The 24,819-nt window shown below is 72.0% G+C and carries 20 protein-coding genes; 7 read left to right on the forward strand and 13 right to left on the reverse strand.

Annotated elements, in window-relative coordinates; translation table 11 throughout:
- Positions 1-33: 33 nt before the first annotated feature.
- Positions 34-1,599 carry a CocE/NonD family hydrolase gene (locus ACGFWE_RS07665; protein ID WP_393598584.1) on the forward strand — a complete coding sequence of 522 codons (1,566 nt, stop codon included), beginning with the start codon at positions 34-36 and terminating at the stop codon, positions 1,597-1,599.
- A gap of 169 nt (positions 1,600-1,768) precedes the next feature.
- Here ACGFWE_RS07665 and ACGFWE_RS07670 read toward each other — a convergent pair whose 3' ends face one another.
- The 5 genes from ACGFWE_RS07670 to pcaC form a co-directional block, all read right to left on the reverse strand.
- Positions 1,769-2,515, reverse strand: coding sequence for an amino acid ABC transporter ATP-binding protein (locus ACGFWE_RS07670; RefSeq protein WP_352381478.1), 747 nt, complete (start codon positions 2,513-2,515; stop codon positions 1,769-1,771).
- 126 nt (positions 2,516-2,641) lie between these two features.
- Positions 2,642-3,049, reverse strand: coding sequence for a DUF6278 family protein (locus tag ACGFWE_RS07675; RefSeq protein ID WP_306974396.1), 408 nt, complete (start codon positions 3,047-3,049; stop codon positions 2,642-2,644).
- 121 nt (positions 3,050-3,170) lie between these two features.
- On the reverse strand, positions 3,171-3,950 hold the full coding sequence (locus ACGFWE_RS07680; protein WP_393598586.1) for an exodeoxyribonuclease III: 780 nt from the start codon (positions 3,948-3,950) through the stop codon (positions 3,171-3,173).
- A 30-nt stretch (positions 3,951-3,980) separates the two neighbouring features.
- Complete coding sequence (locus tag ACGFWE_RS07685) at positions 3,981-4,616, reverse strand: MBL fold metallo-hydrolase (protein WP_352381482.1); 636 nt, start codon at positions 4,614-4,616, stop codon at positions 3,981-3,983.
- A 31-nt stretch (positions 4,617-4,647) separates the two neighbouring features.
- Complete coding sequence (gene pcaC, locus ACGFWE_RS07690) at positions 4,648-5,946, reverse strand: 4-carboxymuconolactone decarboxylase (RefSeq protein ID WP_352381483.1); 1,299 nt, start codon at positions 5,944-5,946, stop codon at positions 4,648-4,650.
- 181 nt (positions 5,947-6,127) lie between these two features.
- Here pcaC and ACGFWE_RS07695 point away from each other — a divergent pair, with 181 nt between their 5' ends.
- Complete coding sequence (locus ACGFWE_RS07695) at positions 6,128-9,520, forward strand: hypothetical protein (RefSeq protein WP_393598587.1); 3,393 nt, start codon at positions 6,128-6,130, stop codon at positions 9,518-9,520.
- A gap of 214 nt (positions 9,521-9,734) precedes the next feature.
- Here the strand turns inward: ACGFWE_RS07695 and ACGFWE_RS07700 are convergent, their stop codons facing one another.
- Positions 9,735-10,226, reverse strand: coding sequence for a GNAT family N-acetyltransferase (locus tag ACGFWE_RS07700; RefSeq protein ID WP_393598588.1), 492 nt, complete (start codon positions 10,224-10,226; stop codon positions 9,735-9,737).
- A gap of 158 nt (positions 10,227-10,384) precedes the next feature.
- On the opposite strand from ACGFWE_RS07700, the gene ACGFWE_RS07705 reads away from it, so the two are divergent.
- Positions 10,385-10,555 (forward strand): DUF5670 family protein, encoded by a 171-nt coding sequence (locus tag ACGFWE_RS07705; protein WP_030933194.1) that lies wholly within the window; start codon positions 10,385-10,387, stop codon positions 10,553-10,555.
- A 118-nt stretch (positions 10,556-10,673) separates the two neighbouring features.
- Here ACGFWE_RS07705 and ACGFWE_RS07710 read toward each other — a convergent pair whose 3' ends face one another.
- Complete coding sequence (locus ACGFWE_RS07710) at positions 10,674-11,165, reverse strand: hemerythrin domain-containing protein (protein ID WP_352381488.1); 492 nt, start codon at positions 11,163-11,165, stop codon at positions 10,674-10,676.
- A 179-nt stretch (positions 11,166-11,344) separates the two neighbouring features.
- On the opposite strand from ACGFWE_RS07710, the gene ACGFWE_RS07715 reads away from it, so the two are divergent.
- Complete coding sequence (locus tag ACGFWE_RS07715; protein ID WP_393598590.1) at positions 11,345-12,202, forward strand: RNA polymerase sigma factor SigF; 858 nt, start codon at positions 11,345-11,347, stop codon at positions 12,200-12,202.
- Positions 12,203-12,493: 291 nt separating this feature from the next.
- On the opposite strand, the gene ACGFWE_RS07720 is transcribed toward ACGFWE_RS07715, so the two are convergent.
- Positions 12,494-12,907: an ATP-binding protein gene (locus ACGFWE_RS07720; RefSeq protein ID WP_352381492.1), complete on the reverse strand. Its 414-nt coding sequence runs from the start codon at positions 12,905-12,907 to the stop codon at positions 12,494-12,496.
- 264 nt (positions 12,908-13,171) lie between these two features.
- On the opposite strand from ACGFWE_RS07720, the gene ACGFWE_RS07725 reads away from it, so the two are divergent.
- Both ACGFWE_RS07725 and ACGFWE_RS07730 read left to right on the forward strand, forming a co-directional pair.
- Positions 13,172-13,702, forward strand: coding sequence for a methanogen output domain 1-containing protein (locus ACGFWE_RS07725; RefSeq protein ID WP_393598592.1), 531 nt, complete (start codon positions 13,172-13,174; stop codon positions 13,700-13,702).
- Positions 13,699-15,312 (forward strand): SpoIIE family protein phosphatase, encoded by a 1,614-nt coding sequence (locus tag ACGFWE_RS07730; protein WP_352381495.1) that lies wholly within the window; start codon positions 13,699-13,701, stop codon positions 15,310-15,312. The genes ACGFWE_RS07725 and ACGFWE_RS07730 overlap by 4 nt, the downstream gene beginning before the upstream one ends.
- Here ACGFWE_RS07730 and ACGFWE_RS07735 read toward each other — a convergent pair.
- The 5 genes from ACGFWE_RS07735 to ACGFWE_RS07755 all read right to left on the reverse strand — a co-directional run bounded on the left by ACGFWE_RS07735 (position 15,281) and on the right by ACGFWE_RS07755 (position 23,545).
- On the reverse strand, positions 15,281-17,239 hold the full coding sequence (locus tag ACGFWE_RS07735; RefSeq protein ID WP_393598968.1) for an SWIM zinc finger family protein: 1,959 nt from the start codon (positions 17,237-17,239) through the stop codon (positions 15,281-15,283). The two genes, ACGFWE_RS07730 and ACGFWE_RS07735, sit on opposite strands and share 32 nt — an antisense overlap.
- A 797-nt stretch (positions 17,240-18,036) precedes the next feature.
- On the reverse strand, positions 18,037-20,904 hold the full coding sequence (locus ACGFWE_RS07740; RefSeq protein ID WP_393598593.1) for an SNF2-related protein: 2,868 nt from the start codon (positions 20,902-20,904) through the stop codon (positions 18,037-18,039).
- A gap of 85 nt (positions 20,905-20,989) precedes the next feature.
- The gene (locus tag ACGFWE_RS07745) at positions 20,990-21,574 is read right to left on the reverse strand and encodes a sugar kinase (RefSeq protein ID WP_352381499.1); all 585 of its coding nucleotides are present in this window, start codon (positions 21,572-21,574) and stop codon (positions 20,990-20,992) included.
- Positions 21,571-22,719, reverse strand: coding sequence for an ROK family glucokinase (locus ACGFWE_RS07750; protein ID WP_352381501.1), 1,149 nt, complete (start codon positions 22,717-22,719; stop codon positions 21,571-21,573). The genes ACGFWE_RS07745 and ACGFWE_RS07750 overlap by 4 nt, the downstream gene beginning before the upstream one ends.
- Before the next feature lie 88 nt (positions 22,720-22,807).
- A complete protein-coding gene (locus ACGFWE_RS07755) occupies positions 22,808-23,545 on the reverse strand; it encodes a GntR family transcriptional regulator (protein WP_352382521.1) in 738 nt (245 codons plus the stop codon).
- A gap of 130 nt (positions 23,546-23,675) precedes the next feature.
- Here ACGFWE_RS07755 and ACGFWE_RS07760 point away from each other — a divergent pair, with 130 nt between their 5' ends.
- Positions 23,676-24,698, forward strand: a complete 1,023-nt coding sequence (locus ACGFWE_RS07760) for a Gfo/Idh/MocA family oxidoreductase (RefSeq protein WP_352381503.1) — start codon at positions 23,676-23,678, stop codon at positions 24,696-24,698.
- Positions 24,699-24,819: the final 121 nt, after the last annotated feature.

The following is a 24,819-nucleotide window of genomic DNA, read 5'->3' on the forward strand; positions in this document are numbered from 1 at the left end:
TCACTTTGCATTGACACGAGTAGGGAGTGACCCGTGGGACACCCTCGCAAGGCCCTGCGTACGACCACCGTGGGCGCCGTCTCCGCGACTCTGATCGCCGGAAGCGCCCTCGGACTCGCCCCCACCGCCCAGGCGGCGGACGCCGTCCGCTTCGTAGACATCACCGGGGACGGCGGAACCGTCCTCAAGGCGAACGTCATCACGCCCGCCGGAGCCGACGGCTCCCGGCGCTACCCGCTGCTCGTCCTGCCCACGAGCTGGGGCCTGCCCCAGATCGAGTACCTCGCCCAGGCCCAGAAGCTCGCGGACTCCGGCTACGTCGTGGTCAGTTACAACGTCCGCGGGTTCTGGCAGTCGGGCGGGGAGATAGAAGTGGCGGGCCCTCCCGACACCGCCGACGCGTCCAAGGTCATCGACTGGGCGCTCGCCAACACCCCCGCCGACGCACAGCACATCGGCATGGCGGGCGTCTCCTACGGCGCCGGCATCAGCCTCCTCGCCGCCGCGCACGACAAGCGCATCAAGGCCGTCGCCGCACTCAGCGGCTGGGCCGACCTGATCGACTCGATCTACTCCGGCCGCACCCAGCACGTCCAGGCCGGGGCCCTGCTGGACGGTGCGAGCCTGGTCACCGGCCGCCAGAGCGCCGAAATCCGGCAGATCTTCGACAACTTCTACGCGTCGAACCTGTCGAAGGAGCAGGAGATGATCGATTGGGGGAAGAAACGTTCGGCCGACACATACGTGGACCAACTGAACAAGAACGGCGCGGCGGTCATGATGGCCAACGCGTGGGGCGACACGGTCTTCGCGCCCAACCAGTACGCGGACTTCTACGAGAAGCTGACCGGCCCGAAGAGACTGGAGTTCCGCCCCGGCGACCACGCCACGGCCGAACTGACCGGACTGTTCGGCCTGCCCAACGACGTGTGGACCGACACCGGGCGCTGGTTCGACCACTACCTCAAGGGCACGGACAACGGGATCGACCACGAGGAGCCGGTCCGGCTCAAGTCCCGTTCCACCGGCGGCTACGAGGGCTATCCGGACTGGAAGTCGGTCGGCGCGACCCGCAAGAAGATGGCCCTCTCGGGCACCACCACGATCCACACCAACGTCGACTCGGGCGCGGACGGCGGGATCGTCCTCCTGTCCAGCATCCTCGACCAGATCGCCCAGGCTCCCCCGGTCGCCTCGATCCCGCTGCTCCCGCGCCGGTGGGCCGCCGTGTGGCAGTCGGAGAAGTACCCGACCGCCCAACAGGTGCGCGGCACCGCGAAGTTGCATACAACCGTCACGCCCACCAAGGAGAGCGGCACCCTCGTCGCCTACCTCTACGACGTGGGGCCGCTCGGCCTCGGCAAGCTGGTCTCCCACGCGCCGTACACCTTCCACGGCCGGACGCCCGGAAAGCCGTTCGGCGTCGACGTGGAGCTGTTCTCCACGGCCTACGACGTCCCGGCAGGGCACCGGCTGGCCCTGGTGGTGGACACGGTCGACCCGCTCTACATCGAGCACAACCCGTCCGGCGCTCAGCTGACCTTCTCCTCACCGGCGAACGACCCGTCGTACGTGTCGATTCCGCTGCGCGAGCAGTGATCTCCGGCCGGCGCCGGGCGGGTAGGGCTCTGTGACTGTTGCCCCCTACGGCTGACGGGCCGTGGGGGGTCCCCCACCCGGCAGCAGCGTCCCTGGAGGTTCGGTCGCCGTCACCCTGGGGGTGAGCGGACCATCGTAGTCGAGGCTCGAAGCCATGGCCGTCGCTCTCTCAGTGCTTGAGGATCTTGGAGAGGAAGTCCCTGGCGCGCTCGCTGTCCGGGTTGGTGAAGAAGTCGTCGGGGGCGCGGTCCTCGACGATGCGGCCGTCGGCCATGAACACCACGCGGTTGGCGGCCGAGCGGGCGAAGCCCATCTCGTGGGTGACGACAACCATGGTCATGCCCTCCCGGGCCAGTTGCTGCATGACCTCCAGGACCTCGTTGATCATCTCCGGGTCGAGGGCCGAGGTGGGCTCGTCGAACAGCAGGGCCTTGGGCTCCATGGCGAGGGCGCGGGCGATGGCCACGCGCTGCTGCTGACCGCCGGAGAGCTGGGCCGGGTACTTGTCCGCCTGGTCGGCGAGGCCCACCCGGTCGAGGAGTTGGCGGGAGCGCTGGTCGGCCTGGTCCTTCTTGCGTCCGCGGACCTTGACCTGGGCCAGCGAGACGTTCTGCAGGACCGTCTTGTGGGCGAACAGGTTGAAGGACTGGAAGACCATGCCGACCTCGGCACGGAGCTTCGCGAGGGCCCTGCCCTCCTCGGGCAGCGGCTGCCCGTCGAGCGTGATGGAACCGGACTTGATGGTCTCCAGGCGGTTGATCGTCCTGCAGAGCGTGGACTTGCCCGACCCCGAAGGGCCGATGACCACGACCACCTCCCCCTTGCCGACGGTGAGGTTGATGTCCTGCAGGACATGCAGCTCCCCGTAGTACTTGTTGACGTCACGCAGTTCGATCAACGGATCGACGACGGCCATACCCAGCCCTACTCACTCTCAGCTGTGTCGTGGTTGCCGCAACCTATCGAGGCAAGATCAGACTTGAGGAACGACACGCACTTTTCGGTCATAAGCCGTATTTACGCCGCGCTTACGGCCATGGATTCACTCCTCGGCGACCTCGGCGTAGAGCTGCGACAGCTCGGGCACCCCGCTCGCGGCCCACTCGTGACCGGAGGCCACCACGTCGAACTCGCGGCCCGATTCCAGCCGGATCACGGGCTGGCCGTCCGAGCGCAGATCCCAGGCCGCCCCGGGGACGGTCCGCACGATGACCGTGCCCAGATAGAGCCCGGCGTCGTTGCCCAGCCAGAGCAGGATCTCCTCGTCGTCCCGCCAGCCCGGCACGAGCTGGTCGAGCGCCTCCAACGAGGCCGCCGTGTCGTCCAGTAGGACACCCGAACGGGAGGCGTGGGAGCGCAGGAGCTCGCACTCGGAGAGGAGTTCGGCGATGCCCTCGGGATCGCGGGTCCCCGGCTTCTCACTCCAGCCGCCCAGAAAAGGGATCTTCATACGCTCAGCGTGTCACTCACTCGGCCCTGTGCACCACAGGCGCGCGGGCTGTCGTTTCCACCGTGCCGGGTGGAGCGAGGCCCGGACGTCCACGTCGTGGTCCAGGCGTCCGGATCGTGGTCTAGACGTCCAGGTCGACGACGACCGGTGCGTGATCGGAGGCGCCCTTGCCCTTGCGCTCCTCACGGTCGACGTACGCGTCGGTGACGGCCTTCGCGAAGGGCTCGTTGCCGTAGACCAGGTCGATGCGCATGCCGCGGTTCTTGGGGAAGCAGAGCTGGCGGTAGTCCCAGTACGTGAACGGGTGGTCGTACTTGAGGGGCCGCGGGACCACGTCCGACAGGCCCGCCTCGCGCAGGGCGGCGAGGGCGGCGCGCTCGGCGGGAGTGACGTGGGTGAGGCCCTCGAAGGCGGCCACGTCGTAGACGTCGTCATCCGTCGGCGCCACGTTGTAGTCGCCGAGGACCGCGAAGGGGCGGCTGCCGGCCGCGTCACCGGCGACAGCGGCCTTCAGTGCCTCGAACCACTGGAGCTTGTACGCGTAGTGCGGGTGGTCGACCTCGCGGCCGTTGGGCACGTAGACCGACCAGACGCGGACCGGGCCGCAGGTCGCGGAGATCGCGCGGGGTTCCGTGGCGCCGTCGTAACCGGGGTCGCCGGGCAGGCCCTTGACGACGTCCTCCAGGCCCAGCCGGGAGATCACCGCCACGCCGTTCCACCGGCCCGTCGCGTGCACCGCCGCCTCGTAGCCCGCCTCGCGCAGCTGGCCGAACGGGAACTGCTCCTCGGCGAGCTTGGCCTCCTGGAGGCACAGCACATCGGTGCCGGTGCTCTCCAGCCAGGCCAGCAGCCTCGGGAGACGAGCGGTGATCGAGTTGACGTTCCAGGTCGCGATGCGCATGCCTGACAACCTACCCGGCGGCACTGACAGTCACAGAGCCGTGCTCTCCCCTGGCTTCAGACGCAGGTGCTCCGCGCCGCCGAGGGCGCCGATCTGGTTGTCGTAGACCGGTCGGGCGAGGTCCGTGAGAAGGGCGTCGTGGATGTCGTAGGCGCGCTGGGGCCGGACCTCACGGACGTAGTCGATGACCTCGGAGATCTTGCTCCAGGGGGCCATGACGGGGAGCATCAGCGTCTCGACGGCGTGATCGGGGACGGTGAGGGCGTCGCCGGGGTGGAAGACCGCGCCGCCGTCGATCAGGTAACCGACGTTGGTGATGCGCGGGATGTCCGGGTGGATCACGGCGTGCAGCTCACCGTGGACCTGGACGTCGAAGCCGGCGGCGGTGAAGGTGTCGCCGTGGCCGACGGTGTGCACGCGGCCCGGGAAGGCCGTCCCGATCTTCTCGGCGACCGACTTCAGCGTCCAGATCTCGGCTGCCGGGTTGGCGTCCAGGGCCACCCGCAGCCGTTCCTCGCTGAAGTGGTCGAGGTGCTCGTGGGTGACGAGGATCGCGTCCGCGCCGAGGGCGGCGTCCTCCTCGCTGAAGGCCCCGGGATCGAGGACGAGCGTCTGTCCGTCCTTCTCCAGACGGACACAGGCGTGCGACATCTTCGTGAGCTTCATGGATCCATCCTGCCTGGGCGCACCGCCCGGCTCACTCGGTGGGGGTGGTCTCCTCGCGGATGACCCGCTGGGCCACCTTGAACGCGCTGCCGGCCGCCGGCACACCGCAGTAGACGGCCGCCTGGAGCAGCACTTCCTTGATCTCGGAGGGGGTGAGGCCGTTGCGCAGGGCGGCCCGGGTGTGGACGGCGAGCTCGTCCAGGTGGCCGCCCGCGACCAGCGCGGTGAGCGTGGCGACGCTGCGGGAACGGCGGTCGAGCCCCGGCCGGTCCCAGATCTCGCCCCAGGCGTAGCGGGTGAGGAGCTCCTGGAAGTCGCCCGAGAAGTCGTCGGCCTGCGCCAGCGCCCGGTCGACATGCGCATCGCCGAGCACCTCGCGGCGCACCTTGATGCCGGTGTCGTACGGGTCGGCACGGCCCGCCGTGTGCGGGTCCGGGGCGGCCGGTGCGATCTCGGCGATCGGCACGGGGTGCGGCGGCGCGGCGTTGAGGACCGGGGTGAGGGGGGCGGTGGGCATCGCCGTCTGGCCGGTGCTGGAGTCGAAGGCGGGCTGCCAGGCGGTGGAGAAGTGTCTGACCAGGAGGTCGGTGACGGCGGCGGGCTGCTCGACCGGCACCAGGTGGGAGGCGCCGGGTACGACGGCGAGCCGGGCGTCCGGGATGCCCGCGACCAGGGTGCGGGCCTCGGCGGGGCCGGTGACCTGGTCGTCGGAGCCGACGAGGACCAGGGTCGGCACCCCGACGCTCGCAAGGCCGGCCCGCACGTCGAACGCGGCGAGCGCTTCGCAGGCCGCGATGTAGCAGCCGGGGTCGGTGGTGCGCACCATCTGCACGGCCCACTCGGTGATCGCGGGCTGGGCGGCGGCGAAACCGGAGGTGAACCAGCGGTCGGGCGAGGTGCGGGCGATGGGATCGAGCCCGTTCGTCCGCACGATCACGCCGCGCTGGCGGAACTCGTCGGCGGTGCCGAAGCGGGGCGAGGCGGCGATCAGCGCGAGGGAGGCGAGCCGCTCCGGGTGGCGCAGCGCCAGCTCGATGCCGACCGCGCCGCCGAGCGCGCAGCCCGCGTAGCCGAAGCGCTGCACCCCGAACCGGTCGAGCGTGGCGAGCAGCCGGTCGGTGAGGTCGCCGACCGAACCTGCCGGGTAGGCGGGGGCGCCGCCGTGTCCCGGCAGGTCGAACCGGAAGACGCGCCACTGCTTGACCAGTTCGGGGACCTGGCGGTCCCACATGTGCCATGTGGTGCCCAGTGAGGGACCGAGGATCAGGACGGGAGCCTCTTGCGGCCCGTCAAAGCGGTATTGGAGGGTGTTCGGTGGTGTCTCGCTCACCCGTCCGAGCCTCTCATCTTTCCCGACAGCCCCTATGAGCGGGGTCCTGGCTGCACCTGTCCGACCAGGTGGAAGATCTCCCGAGCCGCGTGGCGCTCGAGGCAAGGGGCGGTTTCGCGACGGGACTTGGCCCGCCGAAATCCGCAGGCGCCGCCCCCGCCCGCCGGGCAGAATCGCCCTCATGTCCCAGCGTGCCGAACACCTGCTCACGGCCGTCGACCGGCTCTCCTACCCCCACCGCATGCGCGAGTTGGCCTCCGCTGCCCGGCGCGCCGCGGCAAGGGGGGCGGTCGACGAGCTTGTGACCGGGCTCGTCGCCCACGGCCTCCACGGGCAACGGCTCGCCGCCACCGTGGCGGACATGGTGCGCCACGACACGTATCTGGAGGGCTGCCTCGCGGACCCCGACCGCCTCGTCCGCGCCCCCGCGATCAGGGCGCTGCGGCAGGGGCGGCTCACGGACGCCACCGTGATCGAGGCCATCGAGGACGCACCCGCCGCCGTGCGGCAGCAGCTCGTGCACGCCATCGCCGTTGCGGGGCGTACGGGCCTCGCCGAGGCGCTGGTCGAGCCGACGTACCGGCGATGGGGCGCCGAGGCCGCCGCGGAACTGCTCACCGCCTGCACGGTGGAGACCGCCGCCCGGCTGCTGCCCCGCATGTTCCGCGGACTGGGCTCCTACCGGCTGCTCGCCGCCCGCCATCCCGCTCTGCTGCTCGCCGAGGTGGAGCGGCAGCTCGACACCCTCCCCGCCGTCGTACGGGACGGCTGGCTGGCGTCCCACGCGGACGCGCTCGCCCTCCTCGCCGAACGGGATCCGCTCGGCGTGCTGGCTGTGCTCGAGCGTTACGAGACGCTGCCGATGCCCGTGGACCGCAAGCTGCACCTCCTGGCCGAGGCGGATCCCGGCCGCACGGTGCGGCTGCTGCTGCGCCCGAAGCTGCGGTCCCGGCTGAACGGCGGCCACCTCGAACCCGCCGTGCTGCGCCGCCTCGTCCGCCACGCCCCGGCGGAACTCACCGACCTCGCCCGCGCCTGGAACGACAACGCGGCCGCTCTCGCCCGGCTGCTGGCCTGCCTGCCGCCCTCCCGCCGCGGCGCCCTGTTCGACGCGGCGATGGAGGGCAAGGACCTCGCCCACGCGGACCTCAGCCCTGCCCTGCTCGACGTACTGCCGTACGAGCGGCGCACCGCCGAGGCCCGGCGGATGGCGACGCTGGCCCGCGGCAGGGGCGCGCACTGGACGCAGGTACTGACGGCAGCCGCCTGTCTGCCGCCGGACGAGGTCCGTGACGACCTTCTCACCGCCGTCCGCCGCTCCGCCGCGGACGACCGCGCGACGGCCTACCCACTGCTCGTCCGCAACGCAGCACGCTCCCGCGACCCACAGGAAGTGAGCCGGTTGCTGCGTGCGCTGCTGCGGCTGCGCAATGAACAGGACCCGGTCCGCAGCGCCGCCCTCTCCGCACTGGCGGAGGTGCCCCCTTCGCTGTTCGCGGAGGATGCCGCCGAGCACCTCGGACAAATCGCCATCGACGCCGTCGAAGCCCGCGACTCCTCCTGGAGCACCCGTCACGCGCTCAGCACGCTCGCCCTGTCCGTGCTGCGCGAGCACGCCGTCACGGGCGGCACGCGGCTCATCGGCTGGGCCCTCGACACCCTCACCCGGCTGTCCGGCCACACCGGCGGCGCGAACGTCGGCCGCCTCGACATCGTGCTGCGGCGCGGCCAGGAGTACGAGGTGCTGGCGGCGCTACGGCCGTGGCTGGAGGCCGCCACCGACAAGGCCGACTACTCGCTGGTCTTCGCACTCGTACGGGCATTCGGGCGGCGCGCGTGGGGGATGGCCGAACTCCAGGAGTACCTGTGGCAGGCCGTCCGGTTCGGAAACGACGCGTCCGTCCGCACCGCCGTCGACCTCTGGCTGGAGCAGCCGAAGGGGCGCGACGAGCGGGTGGAGCGGATCGTGCGGCTGGAGCCGTCCGCCGCCGTGCTGCCGTCCGTTCTGAGAGTCCTGACGGAGCGGCGTACGGACCTGCTCGACCCGGTGCTGGCGGAGACCCCACCGTACGGCCGCTTCCTGACCGCCCGCAGCCACTGGACGCCACCCACCCACCGGGCCCACCGCTGGGTGCCGCGCCAGCAGCGGGCGGCAGCAAAACTCCTCGCGCACACAGCGGGAGACGCGGGGCAGCCGGTGCATGTGCGCGTCCAGGCCCTCTCGGCGGCGGCAGTGATCCCGGAGGCGGGCCTGGAAGTCGTCCGCCGCTACACGGGATCGTCGAACGTCCCGCTGGCGGAGGCGGCCCTCGGAGCACTGCCGTGGACCGACCGCCCCGACGAGGTGCTGCCGCTGCTGCTGGAGCACGCGGGCGGCGACCGCGCCCGGGTCGCGGTCTACGCGGCGACGCGGGCCGCGCAGTACGTCGCGCCGTCGCGGCTCGCCACGGAGCTCCGCAGGCTGCTCACGCCGAAGGACCCGCGGACGGTGAAGGTCACCAGCCGCAAGGAGGCGGTGCGCCTCGCGGCGACGATGCTGCCCCCGGCGCAGGCGGCGCCGCTGCTGCGGGAAGCGTTCGAGCTGCCCGGGCAGCACCACGACGTGCAGTCGGTGTGCGTCGCGTTCGCCCAGGGGATGCTGGCGGAGCCGGCCGGCTGGCCCCTGCTGGAGTCGGCCGCGCAGGGACGCACGGAGCTCCGCCGGGAGCTGGCGCGGGCGGCCGTGGCCGAGGTGGACGAGGAGCATCGAGCCAGGTACGCAGGGCTGCTGCTTCGCGCCTGCGAGCCGCTCGAACCGGAGACTGCTGCGGCGCTGTTCCCGGCACTGGCGGAATGGGCGCCGTGGCAGCCGGAGATCGCCGAGTTGCTGGTGGCCGCCACCACGGATCTTGCCGGTCGGCCGGTGTGGGCGATGGCCGGGCAGGAGCTGGTGGAGCTCGCGGCGGACGACGACGGTCCGTACCTTCGGGCCCTGCGGGCGATGCTGGAAGCCACAGGAGACCCGGACCAGCCCGACGCCGAGCCCGAACGCGACCGGCCGGCCCGGCAGCGGGCCGCGAGCCTGCTGCACCACCTCCTGCTCCACCATCGCTACCGGGGCGGGGGCCGGCCGACGACGGACGTGCTGCTGCGCGCCGCCGACACCGCCGCCGGGCACGAGGATTTCGCGCGCTCCGTCGCCGAACTCCGGCTGTACGCCCTCGACCTGCACAAGGACGCCACCGCACTGTCGTCGGGCCTGCGCCGATTGGCTGCCGACTGCGAAGGACGTCCGCTGCTCGCCCGGGACATCGCCGAAGGGTTCAGCTCGCGGCTCGGCGCGATCAGCGGCCCCGCGCCGGACGCGTGGTGGGAGACCGCCCGCACGCTGGGTGCGGAACCGGGCCTGGCCCAGGGCCTGTTCGCCATCGGGCTCACCGTCTCCGGCGGCAGCCGCTCCCGGTGGACGGAGCCGTGGCTCGGCCGGCTCCGCACCCTGCGCCGGCACGCACACCCCGACGTCCGCGCGTCGGCACGCGAGACGGTCACGGCACGGGAGGCGCCGCCGTCGGTCCCAGGGACGGTCCAGTGGTGACCGGGGCCCGCGCGGTGGCGCCGGGCCGGTGACCGCCGGGCCCTGATCGCCCCTGCGTACACACCCACGACGACCGCAGCGGTGCCGCATGGCAATACACGACGAGCACAGCAAGATCGCGTCGCACGCCGCGCACCGAACCCGGACCCCGCCGGAGCCGGGCCCACTGCAGCCCGGCTCCTCCGCGGCACCGCGGGGCGGGCCCGCCCACACGTCATTCCGAAGGAATGCGGAACTCGAATGCGGGCCGGTCCCACGGCACGGCGGGCGGGTTCGCGAGCGTGGTCCCGATCCGCACCGCGCCGACGCGGTGGTAGAAGTCCTCGGCGGGGCGATGCGACACGACCTTGACACGGTCGAGCCCGGCGGCGCGGGCCTCGGACTGCATGTGCTCGACGAGCAGCCGTCCAATACCCCGACCTTGCGCCTCGTCGGCGACGAACAGCAGGTCGAGCTCCGGTGGAGCGAGGACGAGCGAGTAGAACCCGAGGACCCGGCCGCCTTCATGCTCGTCGGCGCCGACGGCTACGAAGGCACGGTGGGCGTCGATGTAGTCAGGACCGACCCGGTAGCCGGCCACTGCGGCTGCGTATTTGCCCTCGTAGGCCCCTGAGCCGCGCACTAGCCGTGTGAGCCGTTTGGCATCCCGTGCGACGGCCCTCCGAATGGTGATCGGCCGGCTGATCCGGGAAGTGCGTGAACTCATCGGGAGAGTATTGCGCACCGGGGAACGCTTTCCCGCGGCGGGTCGACACGGCGCGGAGCAACCGGGTTCAGTGCCCGTGAGAACGGTGAAGAAACCAGGGAAATCGATTGCGTGTTCCTGTATTCGCCGGGCACGAGGAGCGACGGAGGTTGATAACTATGGTTCCCCTGCTTCTCGTTCTCCTGCTGGCACTGATCCTCTTCGGCGCGGGCTTCGCGCTGAAGGCACTGTGGTGGATCGCCGTCATCGTCCTGGTCGTCTGGCTGCTCGGCTTCGTCATGCGATCCGCCGACACAGGCGGCCGCAAGGGACGCTGGTATCGCTGGTAACCCGCCGATCCCGGACATGCCTGGGGCCCCCGGATACGTATTCCGGGGGCCCCAGGCATGTCCGGGATCAGAGCATCCTGCCGTTGGAACGGTCTCGTCACCCGCGAAGGGGTTGCGGTCAGGAGCCGACGATGCGGCGCACGTTGTCCACGGCACCGCAGCCTGCCTTGAGCTGACGCTCGCGCTCTTCCACAAACGCCTCGCCCAGTTCCTCGCGGCGCTCCATGGCCACGTTCTCGCGTGCTCCGTTGAGGATGGTGCGCTCCTCCTCGTCGGCGTGGTGGGTGACGGCCTGCACGAGTTCTTCCAGCTTCTCGTCCCACTCCTCGGAGCCGACCTCGTCGACCTCCAGCAGCTCCAGAAGTGCCTTGTTGCCCTCCTCGTGCTCCTCCTCGCCGTGTTCCACCTCGTCGTCGTCGATCTTCTTGTAGCGCTTGAGGGCGGGATAGACCTTGGCCTCCTCCGCCAGCGCGTGTGCGATCAGCAGATCGGAGAACTCCCGAAGAGCGGCGCCCCGGTCGGCTTCGACGCTGCGCATCAGACGAAAGAGGTCCTCCATCTTCCGGTGGTCCTGGAGAATGAGTTCAACGACGTCTCGTGTCTCTGCCATGGGTTGAGGCATCACCTTCGTGCGGGGGAAATCTGCCGGAATTTCCCGTACCCCGTCCTGCCTCGTTCATCACGACGACCTGATCGTGGAAGGAGTTGGCATGAAGGCGGGAGGAAGGGGTAGACGCGGCTGCGGCGAGCCGAAATGGCCTGTCAGCAGGACCGACAGGGGAGGGACACATGATCTCGGATACGGCAACGACGGCGACAGCGGCGGCGGATGCGCACTGCTCTGCCTTGCCGGAGGTGGCCGACCCGTCGAAGGTCGCTCCGAAGGACGCGCGTGAACTGACCCGCCTGTTCTTCCAGCAGCTGGCCCTCCTGGAGGAGGGCACGCCGGAGTACCAGTACGCGCGCAACACGCTGATCGAGATGAACATTTCCCTGGTCCGCTTCGCGGCTTCCCGGTTCCGCAGCCGGGACGCGGACGAGATGGAGGACATCGTCCAGGTCGGTGTGATCGGTCTGATCAAGGCCATCGACCGGTTCGAGATCTCCCGGGAGGTGGAGTTCACCTCCTTCTCGATCCCCTACATCGTGGGAGAGATCAAGCGCTTCTTCCGTGACACCACGTGGGCCGTGCACGTTCCGCGACGTCTGCAGGAGGCCCGCGTCCAGCTGGCCCGCGCCACCGAGGAACTGAGCAGCCGCCTGGGCCGCACACCCACCGTGGCCGAACTGGCCCAGCTGATGAACCTGGACGAGGAGGAGGTCATCGAGGCACGTCTGGCCTCCAACGGCTACCGCTCCTCCTCACTGGACGCCGCCATCAACAACAGCGAGGACGGCGAGACGGCCCTGGCCGACTTCATCGGCAACGAGGACAGCGCACTGGAACTGGTGGAGGACTTCCACGCCCTCGCTCCGATGATCGCCGACCTCGACGAGCGTTCGCGCAAGATCCTGCACTGGAGGTTCGTGGACGAACTGACGCAGGCCCAGATCGGCGAACGACTCGGCGTCTCCCAGATGCACGTCTCCCGGCTCCTGTCACGCACCCTGGCCCAGCTGCGCGAGGGCATGCTCACCACCCACTGACCCCGCCGCATCACCCACGACGCCTGTCGTGAACGGTCACTGCGCCCCCGGGGCGGTCACGCCGCCCGGCGTGCTCCCGGCAGGACCGTGCCGCGGCAGTGCCCCGATGGGATCCGCAACGTAGAAGTGGCCGCCTGCTCGTGCGGTTACAGGCTTACAGGCTGAGGAAGAAGCGCACGTCGTGCCGACGTCGCCGGTGTGCATGCGCACCGGATCGGACACGTAGTTGGACCACCATCGGGCCCCGGCCGCCCACCTGCCCGCCCTCGCCAGGGCCCGCTGGAGGCGCGCTCAGGCGAGGCTGAGCTCGGCCCAGACCGTCTTGCCGGGGTGGCGCGGGGTGACGCCCCAGCGGTGGGAGAGTCGCTCCAGGAGCTGCATGCCGAAGCCGCCGGGCTCGGTGTTCATGGTGGCGCGTATGCACGGCCGACGGTCGCCGTGATCGCTGACCGCGATGCGCAGCAGCCGACCGTTCCAGGTGAGCCGGATCACCGGTGAACCGGCGCCGTGGCGGATGGCGTTGGTGATCAGTTCCGAGACGAGCAGTTCGGCGGTCTGGGTCATCCGGTGGCGGCGCAGCGGGCCGCCGAAACCCTCCACGCACTCGCGGACCCAGTGCCGGGCGGCCCCGATGCTCGCTGTGACCGCGGGGAAGCGCGACTCGCAGGATGGGATGGTCGGTTCGCTGTCCAGTGCTCTGTCCACGCGGTCCTCCAGCGGGGTAGCCCTGCGCTGTCGCCGACTGGCGCTGTGCACAGCCAGTGGCAGCCGTCCTCCGGGTTACCGCTGCCCGCCGGGTGAACCATCTGTCGCTGCCGGATGACCGGCAGATTCTGTGAAGGCTCGTACACCGCTGTCGACGGGACTGGTGGTGGCGGCCCGGAGAGCGCTGGCAGAATCATCCCGTCACACGAAACGGGGCCACGCCGGTCGCGCTGCCGCCGTGGTCCGAGAACCGAGGGAGCCCATATGGAACAGGTTTCGGATGTGGAGATTCCACTGGACCGTGACGTGTTCCTGCGGACCTTGGTGCGTGAGCTGGCGACATCGCTGGAGTCGGTGATCGGTCTGGAGGAGGCGTCCGGCTATGTCAGCCTCGTGGGACAGGCCGTCGGCACCCAGATCGACGAGATGTACCTCAAGGCGCTGGGAGCCGACCGGCTCACAGGCGAGCAGGTCGCCGAGGCACTCGTGGACCTCAAGCGCCGTATCAACGGTGACTTCTACGTCATCGAGCACGACGAGACGAAGATCGTGCTGGGCAACCGGATGTGCCCGTTCGCGGAGAAGGTGGTGGGCCGCGAGTCGATGTGCATGATGACGTCCAACGTCTTCGGCACCATCGCCGCCCGCAATCTGGGCTATGCGCGCGTGGAGCTGGAAGAGACCATCGCGCGCGGCGACGCGGGCTGCCGCGTGGTGGTGCATCTGATCCCCGACGTGGACATCGAGACGGTGAACGGCCGTGAGTACTTCGACGACCGGGCTGTGGCTCCATGACCCTTGGCCTCTTCCGGGCCATCACCAAACCGCTGCCCCACGCGGTGCTGCTCTGCGGGGCCGACGGCCGCGTGCTGGCTGCCAACCCGGCGGCGATCCGCTCCGACGACCGGCTGTGCCCGGGTGCCAGCGTGTTCGATCTACGGCCCGACGACACGCCACGGCTGCGTCAGCAGCTGGCCGTATGGCTGCGCAGCGGCAGCCCCGTGCCCGGTGCGCTGGTTCTCAAGGACGCCGACGGCCGCAAGCGACGGTTTCGCTGTCACGGGGCGCGGGCCACGTGGTGGGACGGCCCACAGCCGGCCGTGCAGCTGCACCTCGTCGAGGCAGGCGCCTCCGACCGGTTCGTCGCGCTCAGCCAGCAGGTGGAGGCGCTGAACCGGGAGGTGGCATTCCGCCGTGCCACCGAAGTCGACCGGGCACGGCTGCTGGCCGCCGAACAGGCCGCCCGCGCTCAGTTGCAGCACATGTACGACCTGACGGCCGCCTTGGCCGCCGCCATCACCCTCGCGGAGGTTTCCCGCGTCGTCAGCGAGGTGGCGCCGGCCGCCCTGGGGGCCACCTCGGCCGAGCTCTTCCTGCACTCGGCGCGGCTGGTACCGCTCCTGCAGCCCGAGGACAACGGCCTTCGGGCCGACGCGGGCGGCTGGACCGACCTGGACCGGCCGTACCGCGCGGACGGCTCGCTTCCCCGCGAGGCCGGGGACGCGGTGCCGCTCGCTCTGTCCCTGGAGGCGGACGGCGTCCAGCTGGGCATGCTCGTCGTGCACGGCTCCCAGCACTCCACCGTCTCTGCGCACGTGACGGCCGTGGCGCAGCAGATCGCCCAGGCCCTTCGCCGGGCGGGGCTCCACGAGCACGAGCACCGGGTCGCCGAACGTCTCCAGCTCAGCCTGCTGCCCCAGCTGCCGCAGCTGTCCGGCCTGGAGACCGCCACCTGCTACGCCCCGGGCAGTGACCTGCTCTCGGTCGGCGGCGACTGGTACGACGTCTACGAGGTGGACGCCGATCACATCGGCCTGAGCATCGGCGACGTCGCCGGCCACGGACTGCACGAAGCGACCGTCATGGCCCAGGTCACCGCGGCCCTGCGCAACATCGTGCCGCGCTGCGGCACCGACCCCGCCGCCGTCCTCGACGAGGTCAACACCTTCCTGGGCCGCTACCACCCGGGGCGGATGGCCACCGCCTGCTACCTGGTCTTCGATCGCCGGACCCGCACCCTGACCTACGCCACCGCCGGCCATCCGCCACCGCTGCTCATCCACGCCGACGGCACCAGCGACTACCTCAACAAGGCCACCTCTCCGCCGCTCGGTCCCATCAGGAACGTCCGCTACCGGCAGGCCGACACCACCGTGGCCGAGAACGACACGCTGCTGCTGTACACCGACGGACTGATCGAGCGCCGCCGCGAGGACCTCGCCATCGGCCTGCAACGGCTCACCGAGTTCGCCCGCACCACCAGCCGCCTGGACATCACCGAGCTGTGCGACCGCTTCCTGCACCACCAGCCCGAGGCGGCCTTCCCCGACGACCGGGCCCTGCTCGGCGTCCGCTTTTCCCCGTCGGTCCGACCTAGAGGTCGGTCGGTGTGCCCAGGCCCGTGAGGGCGCCGACCGGGTCCAGGTCAGGGGTGCCGCGGGGCCACCAGTCGTCGCGGCCCGGTTCGGACTCGTAGGCGTACCAGAGGCCGTCGTGGCCGAGGCGGAGCTGGATGTGGCCGCGGGGGTGGGTGAGGTGGTTGTGCCAGGGGCGGAAGGCCGGGAGGTCGGCGGCGAGGAGGAGGGGGCGGGCGCGGTCGAAGCGGCCGGCCGGTGGGTCCCAGGGCTCTTCGAGGACGGCGAGTCCTTCGAGCCCGCCCTGCCGCCAGGCGGCGACCGCGCGGGCCAGGTCGGCCGGGGTGCGGTCGGTGGCCGCGGCGAGGGAGGCATAGAGGGCGCGGGTGCCGGCGGTGAGGCCGGAACCGGGGCGGGCGGCGGCGAGGCGGACCGCGTCCTGCCAGAGGGTGAGTTCGCCGACCGGGTCGCGGCCGGTGCCGAGCAGGGCGTGCGCGCGGGCGGCGGCGTCGGTGGCCAGCTGGTCCAGGGCGAAGGGGTCGGGACCGCCCGGGGACGCGGGATAGGCCGGGGGCTGCTCGGGATGCGGAGGGACGGGCAGCGGGGCCGGGAGTGGTGGGAGTCTGCGGGGCGCGAGTGCTTCACCGGCCCGTACGCCGGGCAGCGGCGCCGGCTCCTGTTCCTGGGCGGCACGGGCCGCGCGGGCGGCGCTGAGGCGGGAGAGGGCGTCGAGCAGCTCGCGTTCGCCACGGCCACGCAGCAGGAGCAGGACGAAGGGGTCGGCGTCGAGGAGACGTGCGGTCTGGTAGCAGAGGGCGGCGGCGTGTTTGCAGGGGTGACCGCGGTCGGGGCAGCTGCACTGCGGTTCGAGATCACCGGGGCCGGGAAGCAACGGCACTCCGCATTCGGCCAGCGCCTCGGGCATCTCCTTGTCGAGCAGTGCGGCGATGTGTCCGGTCCGGTCGGCGGCGAGGTCCAGGAAGCGGTCCCAGTCGGCGTCACCGAGCGTCCGCAACCGCACCTGCACGCGGTACGGCCGGGCGCGGCTGCCCTGCACATAGGCGAGCACGAGACCGGGCGTCACGGTGATCGCGTCCACATTCCCCTGCTCGGCGTAACCGCGGCCCCGCGCGAGCCGCTTGGCGTCCAGTGCGCCCTCCTCCAACGCGGTGACCCAGGCGTTGCCCCACCAGGTGGCGGCGAACCGGGAGTCCTCGGAAGCGTGGGGAGGAAAGGCCGGGAAGGTGCGGCGCAGCTCGTTGTCCCGGTTGGGGGCGGCCATGGAGTGGGGGTGACGGGGTGCGGACGGGGTGTTCAGGGGGCTGCCGTCAGGAACGTGGCTGTCCGGGAGCGAACTGCCTTGCTGTGTACGACTGCTGTCCTCAGGCTCCTCCGCCGGCAGGGGCGCGTCGTCGGGCATCCGGAAGACGTCGGCCAGCAACTCCCGTACGTCACGCGCCCGGACGCCGGCCGTGGGACTAGGCGTACGGTTCCGGGTCGGGGTCGAAGTCGGGGTCGGGGTCGCTGAGGTGCTGCGCGACCGGCGCGCGTGGGCGGCCTCCGCTTCCGCGGCCTCGGCGTCCGACCGCCTCTTGCGTGCCGCGCGCAGCGCTTCGCGGACCGCATCCGCGGGACGTGCGCCGGGACGAGCCGCCTCAGCGACGCGATCCGTGTCTCGGTCGGTGGGCTCGATGGAGGGGGCGGCGGTGGGCGCGGTGGTGGGGGCGGCGTCCGCGTCGGACCGGCCTGTGGCGCCGGCCGCGTCCACGATCGACTCACGCCGGGCCGCGACGGCTTCCGGAAGAGGTGCGCGGGACTGCGTGGGGCCGGCAGAACCGGAGGCAGCGGCACCGGCGCCCGTCTCGGACCGACCCGTGACACCGCGCCGCGCCGCGACAGCTTCCCGCAGGGCCGCACGGGCGGCGTCACCTGGCCGGGGCTCGGCCGGGTCGGGTTCGGCCACGGCGTTCTCGGACACCGTGTCCTGCCCGTCGGCGGTATCCGGCCCGGCGGCGTCCGCGCTCACCGGGCGAACCGCACGTTCAGCGGCGGCGCGGTCCGCCGCCGTGGCCGCGGCCCGCGCCGCAGAGTTGCCCTCTTGATGCTCCGCGAGGCTGCCCCCAGGAAGGCTCCCCCATCCCGGCACTGCAGAGCTCCCGGTGGCCCCGGCCGCGCGGCTCGCCGCACCGTGCGCCCCGTCGTGCCCCGTACCCTGCGCCACCGGGCTGCCGCTCTCCTCGGCCGCGCGGCTCCCCGTCCCCTGCGCCGCAGAACTTCCGGTCTCCCCAACCGCACAACTCCCGGCGTCGGACGCCACAGAGTCACCGGCCTCCGACACCCCCGAGGTGTCGTCGCCCGCCACCTCGAAGCTCCCGGCACCCGCCGCCGAGGGGTTCCCGGCCTCCCCCACTACCGGATCGCCGCCCCCCTCCACCGCGAGGCTCCCGGCATCCACCGCCGGGGGATTCCCGGCCTCCCCCACGGCCGGAACGCCACCCCCCTCAGTCGCAGAGCCCCCCGCACCCGCCGCCGAGGGATTCCCGGCCGCCTCCCCCACTACCGGATCGCCACTCCCCTCGACCGCAGGGTCGCCCGCACCCCACGCAGCCGAATCGTCAGCATCCCGCACCCCCGGGCCACCACCGGCCTCAGCCGTGCGGCCCCCCGCCCCCGCCTCCGCCGAGTTGTCCACCCGCGCGTCCCCGCCGCTCGCCCCCGTGGCCCGCTCCCGTGCCGCCCGCAGGGCTCGGCGGGCCTCGTCGGCGGGGCCCGGGGTCATGACGACCTCCTGAGGGAGACCAGGTCGGTCAGTTCGCGGTCGGTGAGTTCGGTGAGGGCGGACTCACCGGAGCCGAGGATCGCGTCGGCGAGGGCGCGCTTGGATTCGAGCATCTCGGCGATGCGGTCCTCCACGGTGCCCTCGGTGATGAGGCGGTGGACCTGGACGGGCTGGGTCTGGCCGATGCGGTAGGCGCGGTCGGTGGCCTGTTCCTCGACGGCCGGGTTCCACCAGCGGTCGAAGTGGACGACATGGCCCGCGCGGGTGAGGTTGAGGCCGGTGCCCGCCGCCTTCAGCGACAGCACCAGGACCGGGATCGAGCCGCTCTGGAAACGGTCCACCATGCGTTCCCGCTCCGGTACCGGCGTGCCCCCGTGCAGCATGTCCACCGGGATCGCGCGGGCGGCGAGGTGGGCGGTGATGAGGCGGGCCATGCCCACGTACTGGGTGAAGACGATGGCCGAGCCGTCCTCCGCCAGCAGGGTGTCCAACAGCTCGTCCAGCAGGGCGAGTTTGCCGGAGCGGGCGACCAGGCGCTCTCCGGCCGTCGGCGGGACCTCCTCCTTCAGGTACAGCGCGGGATGGTCGCAGATCTGCTTCAGCGCGCCGAGCAACTTCAGCACCAGGCCCCTGCGCGCGATGCCCTGTGCCGTCTCGATCGCCAGCAGTGACTCGCGCACCACCGCCTCGTACAGCGAGGCCTGCTCGCGGGTGAGCGGGACGGGATGGTCCGTCTCCGTCTTGGGCGGCAGCTCGGGGACGATGCCCGGGTCGGACTTCTTGCGGCGCAGGAGGAAGGGCCGCACGAGCCTGGCCAGCCTGGTCACCGCCTCCTGGTCCTCGCCGTTCTCCACCGCGCGCGCGTGCCGGGCACGGAAGGACTTCAGAGGGCCGAGGAGCCCGGGGGTGGTCCAGTCCAGCAGGGCCCAGAGCTCCGAGAGGTTGTTCTCGACCGGTGTGCCGGTCAGGGCCACGCGCGCGGGCGACGGAATCGTGCGCAGGGCCTTCGCGGTCGCCGAGTACGGGTTCTTCACGTGCTGGGCCTCGTCCGCGACGACCATGCCCCAGCGCTGTTCGGCCAGCCTCGTCGCCGCCGCGCGCATGGTGCCGTACGTGGTGAGGACGAAGCCGCCGTCGAGGCCGTCCAGGCTGCGGTCCGTGCCGTGGAAGCGGCGGACGGGGACGCCGGGCGCGAACCGGGTGATCTCGCGCTGCCAGTTGCCCAGGAGCGAGGCGGGGCAGACGACGAGGGTCGGCTCCCGGCGCGCGCGACGCAGGTGCAGGGCGATGACGGTGATCGTCTTGCCGAGTCCCATGTCGTCGGCGAGGCAGCCGCCGAGGCCGAGGGAGGTCATGAGGTCCAGCCAGGCCAGGCCGCGGAGTTGGTAGTCGCGGAGGGTGGCGTGCAGGCCCGCGGGCGGTTCGGCGGGCTGCACTCCGCTCGTCAGGCGGTCGCGCAGGGCGGCGAGCGCGCCGACCGGGACCGCCTCCACGGTCTCACCGTCGACCTCCGCGCTGCCGGTCAGGGCCACGGAGAGCGCGTCGACCGGGTCGAGCAGGCCCAGTTCGCGCTTGCGGGCCTTGCGGACGAGGGCGGGGTCCACCAGCACCCACTGGTCCCTGAGGCGTACGACGGGGCGGTGGGCCTCGGCCAGGGTGTCCATCTCGGCCTCGCTGAGCGGGTCGCCGCCGAGCGCCAACTGCCAGCGGAACTGGAGGAGTTCCTCGCTGTCGAAGAAGCCGGTGCCGTCGGTCGCCGAGCCCGGGGCGGACCGTACGACCGCCGCCGCGGTGAGGTCCTGCGCCAGGTCCCGCGGCCAGTGCACCGCCACTCCCGCCGCGGCGAGCCGGGTCGCGGCCACGCCGAGCAGGTCGCCCAACTCCTCGTCGGACAGGGCCAGCACATCGGGTACGTCCTGCTCGGAGAGCCGGTCCAGGGGCGGCCAGACCCGTGCGGCGCGGCGCACGGCGAGGGCCGCGTCCACGCGTGCGCGTGGCCCGAAGACGGCGTCGGCGTCCCCCGCCCACAGGGCCGCCGCGTCGGTCACCAGGGTCGGGTCGGCGAGGCTGTGCACCTGGACGATCGCGGCGCCCGCACTGCGCACACCCCCGGCGTCGGCGTCGAACAGGTTGTCCGCCGACAGGTCCAGGCGCAGGGAGATCCGCACGCCCGCGTCCATGCCGGCGGCGACTTCGGCGGCCCAGTCCTGGGCGTGCGGCAGCCGCTGCGGGGCGCGGGCCGCGAAGGGCTTGCCGGAGGCATAGGGGGCCGCGGGGGTGCGGGGCAGGGTGTCGGCGACCGCGTCCAGGAAGGACCGCATCAGGGCTTCGGGTTCCGGCAGCCGGAGCGGGCCGGGGCCCGGCAGCGGGACCGCGTGGCCCTCGGGGGGCAGGGCGGCCGCGACCGCGCGGAGGTGGGCGATGTCGTCCGGGTCCAGGGGGCCGGCCCGCCAGGCGTCGTGGCCGGTGGGAGTGAGTCCGGGCAGGAGACGGCCGCGGGCGGTGAGCCGCAGCGCGTGCAGGGCCGCCGCGCCCCAGCAGGCGGTGGCGGGGTGGGCGGCGGGATCACGCCGGGCCCGGACGAGCAGCGGCAGGGCCTCACCGACGGGGAGCGAGAGGGCGGGAGCGGTCCGGCGCCGGACCGCGGCTCCGTGCGGTCGTACGACGGTGAGTTCGGTGCGCTCGGGGGACGTGGCGTCGGCGTCGGGGCTCTCGGCCGGCAGTGGCTCGCCCGCGGGGTCCCAGAACGCGATCCGGCCCTCTCGGGGAAGGGGCGCGGGCAGGAAGACGGCGGCGAGCCGGACGGGGACGGCCGCGTCCTGCCGCTCACCCCTGCGCTCGGCCACCACGGTCCTGTCGCTCATACGTCCTGTCACCTCCCGCCCGCACGTCGGATCACTCGTCTTCGACTCTACGGGCGGGGTCTGACAATCGGCTCCGGCGGCCGCGTCAGGGAACCGTGCGCGAGACGACGTACACCTTCGGGGCGTTCGGCACGGTGAGGTTGACCATGACGTCCTGGGTGGGCGCCGGGTCCTTCTGCGGGTGGGTCAGGCCCCACCAGGAGCGCGGGCCGTCGAACTTCCAGCCGCTGACCTTCTGGTCGCGCTCGCTGATGGAGATGTCGCCCTTCTTCAGCTCGGCGCGGCTGACGCCCATGGCGGTGAGGAAGGCGTCCAGGCCGGCGTCGGTCGTCCGGAACTGGACGTAGAGACGGCTGGTCTTCCAGTTGTTGGTCTCGTAGGAGGCGACCAGGTCGGCGGGGTGCGGGACCGGCACCTGGTAGAGGCGGCGCTGGACCTTGGACGGCCAGTCGGGCGTGAGGCCCGTCGCGGAGTACTTCGCCTCCTTGTCCTTGCCGCTGTCGCGGCTCTGGTTGGCGGAGATCACCAGATAGCCGGCCGGGACGCCGATGAGCAGACCGATGATGAGCAGCGTGATCGCCCTGCGGCGGATCATGTGGCGGCGGTCCTCGGGGGGACGCTCCGGTTCGTCGGGAGGCGCCGAGGCCTGGTGCGGCAGGGATGCCGTCATGCGGTGTCCCGGGACGTACGGCGGGCCTCCACGTACCGTTCGTAGCGCTCGTGCCGCTCAACCCGGCGCCGGTTGGCGCGCCGGAAACGACGGGCGACCAGGCGGGCGAGGTCCGCGGCGCCGACCATGCCGGCCTCGGGGCCGAGCTGGGCGCGGGCGATGCGGGCCTCGGGGCGGTAGCCGCGGCCGGTGAGCTGGCGCTTGAAGGCGTCCCGCGCGGGGCCGATCAGCAGGTCGTCGGCCGCGCTGACGCCGCCGCCGATGACGAAGCAGGACGGGTCGAGGGCGGCGGCGAGGTTGGCGATGCCGACACCGAGCCACTGGCCGATGTCCTGGAGCAGCTCGATGCACATCGCGTCGCCGTCGCGGGCCAGCTCGGTGATCATCGGGCCGGTGATGTCGCCGATGTTGCCCTTGACGTGCTCGATGATCCCGTACGCCACCGGGGAGTCGGCCGCGGCCAGCTCCCTGGCCTCCCTGACCAGCGCGTTGCCGGAGCTGTACTGCTCCCAGCAGCCGCGGTTGCCGCACGGGCAGCGGTGTCCGCCGGGGACGACCTGCATGTGCCCGAACTCGCCGGCGACGCCGTACTTGCCGCGCTTGACCTGGCCGTCCTCCAGGATCGCGCCGCCGATGCCGGTGCCGAGCGTGATCATGACGAGGTGGTCCTCACCACGCCCCGCGCCGAAGCGCCACTCGGCCCAGGCGGCGGTGTTGGCGTCGTTGTCCACCAGGACGGGGACCGCGAGGCGGCCGGCGATGCGGTCCCGCAGCGGTTCGTTGCGCCAGGACAGGTGGGGGGCGAACAGGACGCGGTTGCGGTCGGCGTCGACCCAGCCGGCCGCGCCGATGCCCACCGCGTGCACGTCGTGGCGGTCGGACAGGTCCAGGACCAGTTCGACGATGGTGTCCTCGACGACCTTGGGGCTCTTGGACTTGTCCGGTGTCTCGGTGCGGACCTTCTCCAGGATGTTGCCGTCGGCGTCGACGACACCCGCCATGACCTTGGTGCCGCCGATGTCGATGCCCACCGTCGGCACGCGCGGTGCGGTCAGGTGTGAGCGGCGTTCCCTCGTGCCGACGGTCCGCAGGGCGGGGGCGCGGCGGGAGCCTATGGGGGCGGTGAAGTTGCCGTAGGTGCTCATCGGCCCTGATTCTGCCTCACCGCCGGGCCGGGTGCCGTACAGGGCGGCAGGGAGGAGCGCGCGGGACTCCGATACGGCCCCGCGTCCCTCAGGGGCGTACCAGTAGCTGGAACTCGAACGAATAGCGCGTCGGCCTGTACGTATGCGTGCCGTACTCCACCGCTCGGCCGGTGTCGTCGAAAGTGACGCGTTGCATGGTGAGCAGGGGGGCGCCCGCCTCCTCGGCCAGACGTTCCGCCTCCGCCGCCGTGGCCGCTCTCGCGCCGATGGACTGGCGGGCGCTGTGCAGGGTGATGCCCGCCGCGCGCATCATGCGGTACAGGCCGGTGGCCTCCAGCTGGGCGGTGTCCAGGTCGAGGAGGGCCGGGGGGAGGTAGTTGCAGAGGTACGCCATCGGCTCGCCGTGGGACAGGCGCAGACGTTCCACCTGGTGCACCTCGCTGCCCTCGGTGACGCCGAGCGCGGCGGCGATCTCGGCGGTGGCGGAGACGAGGCTGTTGACGAGGACCTTGGTCGCGGGGCGCTGGCCGGCCGCCTCCAGGTCGTCGTAGAGGCTGCTGAGCTCCAAGGGGCGCTTGACCTGGCTGTGCACGACCTGGGTGCCGACTCCGCGGCGGCGCACGAGCAGGCCCTTGTCGACGAGCGACTGGATGGCCTGGCGGACGGTGGGCCGGGACAGGCCGAGCCGGGCGGCGAGCTCGATCTCGTTGCCCAGCAGGCTGCCGGGGGTGAGCGTGCCGTGCTCGATCGCGGCCTCCAGCTGCTGGGACAGCTGGAAGTACAAAGGCACCGGGCTGCTGCGGTCCACACTGAGCTCGAGCGTCACGGTCGGGTCCACTCCTGGTTTCGGCACGGGCCCGAGCGTAGCTCCGTGCGCTGTTGACGGGAAGTCGTGTAGTCAGATTGTCCGGACATACGCATTGACAGCACGGGGTTCGCGACCACACTTTGTTCACATGCGCATCGGGGTCATAGGGACGGGCCGCATCGGCACCATTCATGCGAACACGCTCAGCCGCCATCGGGAGGTCGGTTCCTTAATCCTCACGGACGCGGACGGCGCGCGGGCCCAGGAGCTCGCGCACCGCCTGGGGGAGACCGCTGCCCCCGGCGTCGACGAGATCTTCAAATGGGGCGTGGACGCGGTGGTCATCACCACGGCGACCTCCGCCCACGCCGAACTGATCGGCCGGGCGGCACGCTCGGGGCTGCCCGTGTTCTGCGAGAAACCCATCGCGCTCGACCTGCCCGGCACGCTGCAGGCCATCGCCGAGGTGGAGACCGCCGGGACGATTCTCCAGATGGGCTTCCAGCGCCGCTTCGACGCGGGTTACACCGGTGCGCGGGAGGCGGTGCGCTCGGGACGGCTCGGGCGGCTGCACACCGTGCGGGCGCTCACCTCCGACCAGGCGCCGCCGCCGGCGGAGTGGCTGCCGCTGTCCGGGGGCCTGTACCGGGACACCCTGATCCACGACTTCGACATCCTGCGCTGGGTCACCGGGCACGAGATCATCGACGTGTACGCGGCGGGCTCCGACGCCGGTCCGCCGATGTTCCGGGCCGCGGGGGACGTCGACACCGCGGCGGCCGTGCTCACCCTCGACGACGGGACGCTCGCGACGGCCACGGCCACGCGGCTGAACGGGGCCGGGTACGACGTGCGCATGGAGCTCGCCGGGGAGCTGGACCAGGTCGTGGTGGGCCTGGACGACCGCACGCCGATCGCGTCCACGGAACCCACCGGGCCGCCCGCAGCGGACAAGCCGTGGACGGGGTTCATGGAGCGGTTCGGACCGGCCTACGAGGCGGAACTGGACGCGTTCATCGAGGTGGTGCGGGGTGAGAGAGCGAACCCCTGCGACGGGCGCGAGGCGTTGCAGGCGCTAAGGGTCGCCGAGGCGTGCGAGGTGTCCCGGCGCGAGCGCAGGGCCGTGCGGCTGGCGGAGATCCTGGGAGGCGCGAGCGCGTCCGCGTTCTGAACCTGTGGCAACCCGGGCAGCGCCCCTTGACGCCCATCGGGGCCGGGGTGTGAGCCTGTCGCGTCCACGGGGCCCGTCCTTCACGCCCACCGGATCGCCCCCTGTCGGGCCCAGGGGACCG

Origin of the sequence: Streptomyces sp. NPDC048523 (assembly GCF_043199815.1) — a bacterium.
Taxonomy (GTDB): domain Bacteria; phylum Actinomycetota; class Actinomycetes; order Streptomycetales; family Streptomycetaceae; genus Streptomyces.

Bases quoted from the DNA above. Each gene is read 5' to 3' on its own strand.
- ACGFWE_RS07670 (WP_352381478.1), bottom strand. From the start codon at position 2,515: ATGGCCGTCGTCGATCCGTTGATCGAACTGCGTGACGTCAACAAGTAC.
- ACGFWE_RS07675 (WP_306974396.1), bottom strand. From the start codon at position 3,049: ATGAAGATCCCTTTTCTGGGCGGCTGGAGTGAGAAGCCGGGGACCCGC.
- ACGFWE_RS07680 (WP_393598586.1), bottom strand. From the start codon at position 3,950: ATGCGCATCGCGACCTGGAACGTCAACTCGATCACCGCTCGTCTCCCG.
- ACGFWE_RS07685 (WP_352381482.1), bottom strand. From the start codon at position 4,616: ATGAAGCTCACGAAGATGTCGCACGCCTGTGTCCGTCTGGAGAAGGAC.
- ACGFWE_RS07695 (WP_393598587.1), top strand. From the start codon at position 6,128: ATGTCCCAGCGTGCCGAACACCTGCTCACGGCCGTCGACCGGCTCTCC.
- ACGFWE_RS07700 (WP_393598588.1), bottom strand. From the start codon at position 10,226: ATGAGTTCACGCACTTCCCGGATCAGCCGGCCGATCACCATTCGGAGG.
- ACGFWE_RS07705 (WP_030933194.1), top strand. From the start codon at position 10,385: ATGGTTCCCCTGCTTCTCGTTCTCCTGCTGGCACTGATCCTCTTCGGC.
- ACGFWE_RS07710 (WP_352381488.1), bottom strand. From the start codon at position 11,165: ATGGCAGAGACACGAGACGTCGTTGAACTCATTCTCCAGGACCACCGG.
- ACGFWE_RS07715 (WP_393598590.1), top strand. From the start codon at position 11,345: ATGATCTCGGATACGGCAACGACGGCGACAGCGGCGGCGGATGCGCAC.
- ACGFWE_RS07725 (WP_393598592.1), top strand. From the start codon at position 13,172: ATGGAACAGGTTTCGGATGTGGAGATTCCACTGGACCGTGACGTGTTC.
- ACGFWE_RS07730 (WP_352381495.1), top strand. From the start codon at position 13,699: ATGACCCTTGGCCTCTTCCGGGCCATCACCAAACCGCTGCCCCACGCG.
- ACGFWE_RS07740 (WP_393598593.1), bottom strand. From the start codon at position 20,904: ATGAGCGACAGGACCGTGGTGGCCGAGCGCAGGGGTGAGCGGCAGGAC.
- ACGFWE_RS07745 (WP_352381499.1), bottom strand. From the start codon at position 21,574: ATGACGGCATCCCTGCCGCACCAGGCCTCGGCGCCTCCCGACGAACCG.
- ACGFWE_RS07750 (WP_352381501.1), bottom strand. From the start codon at position 22,719: ATGAGCACCTACGGCAACTTCACCGCCCCCATAGGCTCCCGCCGCGCC.
- ACGFWE_RS07760 (WP_352381503.1), top strand. From the start codon at position 23,676: ATGCGCATCGGGGTCATAGGGACGGGCCGCATCGGCACCATTCATGCG.